The 2,101-nt window shown below is 55.6% G+C and carries 1 protein-coding gene; it reads left to right on the forward strand.

The genetic code is table 11. The features are described from left to right. The first annotated feature begins 268 nt into the window (after positions 1-268). Positions 269-1,963 carry a phospho-sugar mutase gene (locus tag DWV20_RS09765; RefSeq protein WP_117630084.1) on the forward strand — a complete coding sequence of 565 codons (1,695 nt, stop codon included), beginning with the start codon at positions 269-271 and terminating at the stop codon, positions 1,961-1,963. Positions 1,964-2,101: the final 138 nt, after the last annotated feature.

Here is a 2,101-nt window from a genome sequence, read left to right on the forward strand (position 1 = left end):
AGGCCAGGGCGCCGCTGACCGGTGGACGGCACCGAGCCGTCTGATGACTTGAAGAAGGGGGAGGCCTCGCGGACTCCCCCTTTTTTGCGTTTACAGGCAACATTCCTTATGCAATTAAATCAATTTAATCATCCACCGCTGAATATAGACGTTCACCGTTCTTTGGTCGGTTCTCTGTTCTCAATGGACTAATATTTGCTTTAGCGCACTGCTGCGCTTGTCCTGTTTTTACACGGGTCGTTTTATTGATTGTGACGGAAGGACTCACATGGCAGATGTTCATGAGCTGCTTGATACTTGGATTGCCAATGTCAAGGACGAGGAGCTCCTCGCTGAGCTTAACACGATGAAGGAGCAGGGTGATGAGGACGCCATCACCGATGCTTTCTTCCAAGATCTCGCCTTCGGTACTGCCGGCCTTCGCGGCACTATCGGTGCGGGCACTAACCGTATGAATATCTATACGGTCGGTCGTGCGACCCAGGGATTCGCTGACTACCTCAATGCGACCTTCGAGCATCCAACGGTTGCCATCGCTCGCGATAGCCGCAATAAAGGTGAGCTGTTCGTTAAGACGACGGCTGCCATTCTTGCAGCAAACGGCGTGACTGCCCTCGTTTATCCCAAGATTTCTCCTGTGCCGACGCTCTCCTGGGCCGTCCGTGATCTTAAGTGCTCCGGTGGCATTTGCATGACCGCTAGTCATAACCCGGCACCGTATAACGGCTATAAGGCCTATGGCCCCGACGGCTGCCAGATCACCAGCGAGGCCGCCGATGCAATTTCTAAGGCTATCGCCGAGACCGATACATTCACCGGCGTGAAGTCCATGGACTTTGATGAGGCTCTTGAGCAGGGTCTGGTTAAATGGATCGAAGGCTCATGCCTCGAGCGTTATTACGACGCCGTTCTCGCGCGCGGCGTGACTAACCTTTCTGCCGAGGAGATCGCTGGCGCTCCGCTTAAGCTCGTCTACACTCCGCTCAACGGCACCGGCCTCATTCCCGTTACTACGGTGCTCGAGCGCGCTGGCATCACCGATGTCACGGTTGTTCCCGAGCAGAAGGAGCCTAACGGCGATTTCCCGACCTGCCCGTATCCTAACCCCGAGATCCGTCAGGCCATGCAGAAGGGCATCGATCTCTGCGAGCAGGTTCACCCTGATTTGCTGCTTGCAACCGATCCCGACGCCGACCGTGTTGGCGTTGCCGTTAAAAATGGCGATGACTATCTGCTGCTGACCGGCAATGAGATGGGCGTTCTGCTGCTCGACTATATCTGCAAGACCCGTGCTGCCCGCGGTGAGGACCTCACTAAGAAGGTTGCCGTTACTACTATCGTTTCTTCCGCCATGGTTGACGCTCTGGCCGACGAGTACGGTTTTGAGCTTCGCCGCTGCCTGACGGGCTTCAAGTACATCGGCGACATCATTACTTCTCTTTCCGATGCTGGCGAGGTCGATCGCTTTATCTTCGGTTTCGAGGAGAGCTACGGCTATCTGGCCGGCGACCACGTGCGCGACAAGGACGCCGTGAGCACTTCGCTTCTGATTTGCCAGATGGCGCAGTATTACAAGCTCCAGGGTAAGAACCTTGCCGATGCGATGCACGAGCTGTACGAGAAGTATGGCTACTATCACAACAAGACGATTTCGCTAAGCTATCCGGGCGCTGAGGGTGCGGCAAAGATGGCCGGCATCATGGCTGGTTTGCGCGAGAACCCGCCCGCGGAGCTCGCCGGTTCCAAGATTGAGGCCGTCGTGGATTACAACACCTGCGTGAACGGCCTGCCGAAGGCTAATGTCATTGAGTTCGATCTCGAGGGTGGTAACAAGGGTATCGTCCGTCCTTCTGGCACCGAGCCCAAGATTAAGCTGTACATCTTCGCTAAGGGCGCGGATGCCGCCGAGGCTGATGCAGCACTTGACGCGATCGAGGAGTCCGGTCGCAAGCTCTTGGCCTAAGGCTTTGAAAGCCTATTTGTATAGATAGACGGAGGAGGGGATCTCGGAAACGAGGTCCCCTCTTTATTACTTTTAAATACAGCTGAGAATCCCAAACTGTGTAGGAAATGTGTACGCCCAGATTCCCGCCCCCGGCGC

It is taken from the genome of Collinsella sp. AF02-46-1 (genome assembly GCF_003465825.1).
In the GTDB taxonomy this organism is placed as follows: Bacteria; Actinomycetota; Coriobacteriia; order Coriobacteriales; family Coriobacteriaceae; genus Collinsella.